Origin of the sequence: Tabrizicola sp. (assembly GCF_051645465.1) — a bacterium.
GTDB lineage: Bacteria > Pseudomonadota > Alphaproteobacteria > Rhodobacterales > Rhodobacteraceae > Tabrizicola.
Genome location: NZ_JBOFBI010000015.1, coordinates 1 through 5880 on the forward strand (window position 1 = coordinate 1; position 5880 = coordinate 5880).

The following is a 5880-nucleotide window of genomic DNA, read 5'->3' on the forward strand; positions in this document are numbered from 1 at the left end:
CGGACGCGAAGATTTACCATCACGAGGCGATGGCAGGCCGCCTGAAACGGCAGCAATCGACGATGCTGAGCGTGCTGAACATCGCTTTTCTGCTGCGCAAACACTCCCGCTATCCCGTCCGGCACACGATCCAGTTCTACGTGATGATCGCGCGGCGCCTACTGGCGGAGTTCCTGAAGGACCTCCTCTCCCGTCGGTGGCGGTTTCCGCAGTTTCTGGGCGTGGTGAAGTCGGCCCTGATGACAATCCCGATCATGCGGCATGACCGCGCAACCCTTGGCGCGTTCTACGACGGGGTCCAACGCAGGGTACTGGGCTTGCCGCCGGTGGCTGCGTCATGATGCGGCGCCTCACAGAAACCGGATACCGTTGGCCAAGCCCCGTCGGCCAACACGCGACCGCACGGCTGTTGATGGCGATGGTGCTCTGCGCCCTGCCGGGCTTTGCCGCCGCAGACAGCACCGGCGGTATCGAGGCCGCGCTTGACGCCTGCCTCGACCCCGCCCCCTCGCTGACGGCACGGATCGAGGCACTGGCCGCAAGCGGTTGGGTAACCCAAGGCGACACGACTGCGGGGCGCGACCGCTATGCCCTCTACAACCTGATGCGCCGTGGCCTCGATTCCAAGCCAGGAGACCCGAAGCGGCTGGAAGAGTTCAATTTGATCCGATCCAGGCCCCTGCAACCTCTACCAGATACCGGCGGCCAGACGCCGACTGCCACGATCATGATCGAAACCGTGGAAAAGAGGGGCCTCTCGGGCTTCCAGTACGAGTTGCCGGATCAATCGGCGAACCTCATCGTTCGGCTTATCCTGCGCAGCGATGATGTTGGTTCGGCGATTATGCAATGCGACCTGATGCTTGGCCCCGCGCTTGATCCCGAAATGATCGCCACCCGCGTCCCGCCGGACGGCGCCAAGGTGACCAAGGATAAACGCCGGGGAGGCCCGCCAAAAATGACATGGCGTTCCATCTGGGTCGAAGGCGCGGCAGATAGCTTCCGGCTGAGCCTCAACCATTCCGACTTCACTACCAGCACCGCCATCACGGCACTGCTTGCCGACTCCAAGGCTAAGACGCCGTTCTCATCCGTTCTCTCCACCGGAATATCCCCAGTCCCCTTGAGGTGACCCCATGACCGATCAATCCCCCACCGCCGCGTTCACCGCTTCGTCCTTCCTCGACGGGGCCAATGCCGACTATGTCGACCAGCTGGCCGCCCGCCATGCCGCCGACCCCAATTCGGTCGACCCGCAATGGGCCGAGTTCTTCCGCGCCCTCGGCGACAGCGAGCTTGATGCGAGGCGGGCCGCAAGCGGGCCAAGCTGGGCGCGGGGCGACTGGCCACCGCAGCCGGTGGATGACCTGACCGCCGCTCTGACCGGCGAGTGGGCGGCGTCGCCTGCCAAAGAGGCTAAAGCCGCGGGCGACAAGATCGTCGCCAAGGCCGCCGAAGCTGGCGTCAGCCTGACCCAAGACCAGATCCAGCGCGCCGTCCTCGACTCGATCCGCGCGCTCATGATCATCCGCGCCTACAGGATCCGCGGCCACCTCGCCGCCGACCTCGACCCCCTGGGCATCGCGCCCAAAGGCACCCACCCCGAGCTTGACCCCGCTTCGTACGGTTTCACCGAAGCCGACATGGGCCGCCCGATCTTCATCGACAACGTGCTCGGCCTCACCCACGCCTCGATGCGCGAGATCATCGACATCGTGAAGCGCACCTATTGCGGGACCTTCGCGCTTCAGTACATGCACATCTCCGACCCCGAACAGGCCTCCTGGCTCAAGGAACGGATCGAAGGCTACGGCAAGGAAATCGCCTTCACGCGCGAAGGCCGCAAGGCGATCCTGAACAAGCTCGTGGAGGCCGAGGGTTACGAAAAGTTCCTCCATGTCAAATACATGGGCACCAAACGCTTCGGCCTTGACGGGGGCGAAGCGCTGATCCCGGCGATGGAGCAGATCATCAAGCGCGGCGGTGCCCTTGGCGTGCGCGAGGTCATCATCGGGATGCCGCACCGGGGCCGCCTCAACATCCTTGCGAACGTGATGCAGAAACCCTACCGGGCGATCTTCCACGAATTCCAGGGCGGCAGCTACAAGCCCGAAGACGTGGATGGTTCAGGTGACGTGAAGTACCACCTTGGGGCCTCAAGCGACCGGGAGTTTGACGGCAACAAGGTCCACCTCTCACTGACCGCAAACCCATCGCATCTCGAGGCGGTGAACCCCGTCGTCCTTGGCAAGGTCCGCGCCAAGCAGGACCAGATGAACGACATTGCGGAACGGATCGCCGTTCTCCCGATCCTCCTCCACGGCGACGCGGCCTTCGCGGGCCAGGGCGTTGTGGCCGAATGCCTCCAGCTTTCCGGCATCAAGGGCCACCGCACCGGCGGCTGCATCCATATCATCGTCAACAACCAGATCGGCTTCACTACGGCCCCCGCCTTCAGCCGCACCTCGCCCTACCCGACTGACATCGCACTCATGGTGGAAGCGCCAATCTTCCACGTGAATGGCGACGACCCCGAGGCCGTGGTCCATGCCGCCCGCGTGGCCACGGAATACCGCCAGAAGTTCCACAAGGACGTCGTTCTGGACATCTTCTGCTACCGCCGCTTCGGTCACAACGAAGGCGACGAGCCGATGTTCACCAACCCCGCGATGTACAACCGCATCCGCAAGCAGAAGACCACGCTTCAGCTCTACACCGAACGCCTCGTCGCCGACGGCCTGATACCCGAAGGCGAGATCGAGGATATGAAGGCCGCCTTCCAGGCCCGCCTGAACGAAGAGTTCGAGGCTGGAAAGGCTTTTCTTCCAAACAAGGCCGACTGGCTGGATGGCCGCTGGAAGAACATGGGTGCCAGGGACCTGAACAACTACCAGCGGGGTGAAACCTGGATCAAGGCCGACACTCTGGCCGAGATCGGCGCGGGTCTGACCCGCATCCCCGACGGCTTCGACATGCACAAGACTGTCACCCGTCAGCTCGACGCCAAGCGCGAGATGTTCGCCAAGGGCAACGGTTTCGACTGGGCGACCGCCGAAGCGTTGGCCTTCGGGTCGCTGCAACTGGAAGGCTTCGCCGTCCGCCTTTCGGGCCAGGACTGCTCCCGCGGCACGTTCTCGCAGCGCCACTCCGGCTGGGTCGACCAGACGACCGAGGAACGCCACTACCCCCTGAACCACATCCGCCCCGGCCAGGCGCGGTATGAGGTCATCGACTCGATGCTCTCGGAATATGCCGTCCTCGGGTTCGAATACGGCTACAGCCTTGCCGAACCGAACGCGCTGACGATCTGGGAGGCCCAGTTCGGCGACTTCGCCAACGGCGCGCAGATCATGATCGACCAGTTCATCAACTCGGGCGAGTCGAAGTGGCTGCGCATGTCGGGCCTCGTCCTCCTTCTGCCGCACGGCTACGAAGGCCAGGGCCCGGAACACTCCTCCGCCCGCCTCGAACGCTTCCTGCAGCTCAGCGCCGAGGACAACTGGATCGTCGCCAACTGCTCGACCCCGGCGAACTACTTCCACATCCTGCGCCGCCAGCTGCACCGCACCTACAGGAAGCCCCTTATCCTGATGACGCCGAAATCTCTCCTTCGGCACCCGATGTGCATCTCGGCGGCGGCAGATTTCACCGACGGCTCCACCTTCCATCGCGTCCTCTGGGACGATGCGCAGAAGGGCAACTCGACCCAGAAGCTCAAGGCCGACGACAAGATCAAGCGCGTGGTCCTTTGCTCCGGCAAGGTCTACTTCGATCTCCTCGCCGAACGCGACGCTCAGAAGCTTGACGACGTGTACCTCCTGCGCGTCGAGCAGCTTTACCCGGTCCCGGCAATCTCTCTGACCCAGGAACTCAGCCGCTTTCCGAAGGCCGAGTTCATCTGGTGCCAGGAAGAGCCGAAGAACCAGGGCGCCTGGTCGTTCATCGAGCCCGACATGGAGGGCATCCTGACCAAGATCCGCGGCAAGCCGACCCGCATGTCCTATGCCGGCCGCAAGGCCTCGGCCTCGCCCGCAACGGGCCTCGCCTCCCGCCACAAACACGAACAGCAAACCCTCGTCGCCCAGGCCCTGGGCCTCTGACCCGCATACCGGAGACTAGACATGACAGACGTAATGGTGCCCGCCCTCGGCGAATCCGTGTCCGAGGCCACCGTGTCCACCTGGTTCAAGAAACCGGGCGATGCGGTGAAGCAGGACGAGATGCTCTGCGAGCTTGAGACCGACAAGGTATCAGTCGAGGTGCCAAGCCCGGTGACCGGCGTCCTGGCGGAAATCCTCGCGCCGGAAGGCACGACGGTCGCGGCCAGCGCCCGCCTTGCGATCGTGACCGAGGGCGCCGCAGCGACGACCTCCGCGAAGACCGAGGCGCCCCCGGCGCCGAAGGAAGAGCGGAAGGAGGAGCGTCCCGCCAAAGCCACCGAAGACGCGCCCTCCGCCAAGAAAGCCATGGCCGAGGCGAACCTCACCCCCGACCAGGTCCAGGGCACCGGCCGCGATGGCCGCATCATGAAGGAAGACGTGGCCCGCACTGTCGCGAGCACCGCAGGAGCCACTGCCACCGCCGCGACGCCAGCTCCGGCCCCCGCCGCCCTCCCCCGTGCCCCCGTCCCCGCCGACGACGCCGCGCGGGAAGAGCGGGTAAAGATGACAAGGCTGCGCGCCACCATCGCCCGCCGCCTGAAGGATGCCCAGAACACCGCCGCCATGCTGACCACCTACAACGAGGTGGACATGTCGGCGATCATGGCGCTCCGCAACGAATACAAGGACGCGTTCGAGAAGAAGCACGGCGTCAAGCTCGGCTTCATGTCCTTCTTCGTCAAAGCCTGCTGCCACGCCCTGAAGGAAGTCCCCGAGGTCAACGCCGAAATCGACGGCGGCGACGTGGTCTACAAGAACTACGTCCACATGGGCGTCGCCGTCGGCACCCCCTCCGGCCTCGTCGTCCCCGTCGTCCGCGACGCCGACCAGATGGGCTTCGCCGCCATCGAGAAGAAAATCGCCGAACTCGGCCTCCGCGCCCGCGACGGCAAGCTTTCCATGGCCGAAATGCAGGGCGGCTCCTTCACCATCTCCAACGGCGGCGTCTACGGCAGTCTGATGTCCTCCCCCATCCTCAACCCCCCGCAATCCGGCATCCTCGGCATGCACAAGATCCAGGACCGCCCGGTCGTCGTCGCCGGCCAGATCGTCATCCGCCCGATGATGTACCTCGCCCTCAGCTACGACCACCGGATCGTGGACGGCAAAGGGGCGGTGACGTTCCTGGTGCGGGTGAAAGAGGCGCTGGAGGATCCGAGAAGGTTGCTGATGGATTTGTGAGAGAGCTAAGTGACGGCGGTCGGAATTTGGTCTTCGACAGTGGCGGCTATGGTCGCGACGATGGCAATAGGCTTGGCCGTCTACTTCCTTGGCGATTCGCAGTTCTTTGCCGTGTCAGAACAGGCCGACGTCTGGATCATCGTCGTTCTGGCGGTTGTGGCCTCGGTGTTGCAGGCGTGGTCAATTGGACTTCTGTGTAATCGCGAATATGACCTGTACATGATTTCGCTGACATGCTGGCTAGCTGGCAGCGGAATTAGGGCGACGAGGCCCTATGATACTCCAACTATTGTCGAGCAATCGTTCGTTCTCGGCCTTGGTCTGCTTCTTGACGCAGTGCAGATTTGGGCATTGCTTCGAGCCGTATCGAGAGCAAAGCAAAACCGACTTCGACCAGCCCAGTAGGGTGCGCTACAGCGCGCCCTACAACACTCCTACCCCGGACCCCCCATGACCCACTCCACCCCCACCGCCGCCCCAAGCACCACCCCACCCCCACGTGGGGAGGGGCCGGGGGTGGGGGGCCGTCCGACCCCTA

At 64.1% G+C, this 5880-nt stretch carries 3 protein-coding genes and 2 pseudogenes; all 5 read left to right on the forward strand.

All coding sequences use genetic code 11. The annotated features are described in order from the left end of the window. A pseudogene (locus ACRCSW_RS00850) lies at positions 1-341 on the forward strand (hypothetical protein); the annotation flags it as partial. Then, positions 338-1132, forward strand: coding sequence for a hypothetical protein (locus ACRCSW_RS00855; RefSeq protein ID WP_438702107.1), 795 nt, complete (start codon positions 338-340; stop codon positions 1130-1132). The pseudogene ACRCSW_RS00850 and the gene ACRCSW_RS00855, both read left to right, overlap by 4 nt. A gap of 4 nt (positions 1133-1136) precedes the next feature. Continuing rightward, positions 1137-4100, forward strand: coding sequence for a 2-oxoglutarate dehydrogenase E1 component (locus ACRCSW_RS00860; protein ID WP_438702108.1), 2964 nt, complete (start codon positions 1137-1139; stop codon positions 4098-4100). Positions 4101-4121: 21 nt separating this feature from the next. Then, positions 4122-5342, forward strand: a pseudogene (gene odhB, locus ACRCSW_RS00865) (2-oxoglutarate dehydrogenase complex dihydrolipoyllysine-residue succinyltransferase); the annotation flags it as partial. Positions 5343-5351: 9 nt separating this feature from the next. Beyond that, a complete protein-coding gene (locus ACRCSW_RS00870) occupies positions 5352-5747 on the forward strand; it encodes a hypothetical protein (protein ID WP_438702109.1) in 396 nt (131 codons plus the stop codon). The last annotated feature ends 133 nt before the right edge of the window (positions 5748-5880 follow it).

What these genes read in the sequence shown, in the direction of transcription:
- ACRCSW_RS00855 (WP_438702107.1), top strand. Translation starts at nt 338, where the DNA reads ATGATGCGGCGCCTCACAGAAACCGGATACCGTTGGCCAAGCCCCGTC.
- ACRCSW_RS00860 (WP_438702108.1), top strand. Translation starts at nt 1,137, where the DNA reads ATGACCGATCAATCCCCCACCGCCGCGTTCACCGCTTCGTCCTTCCTC.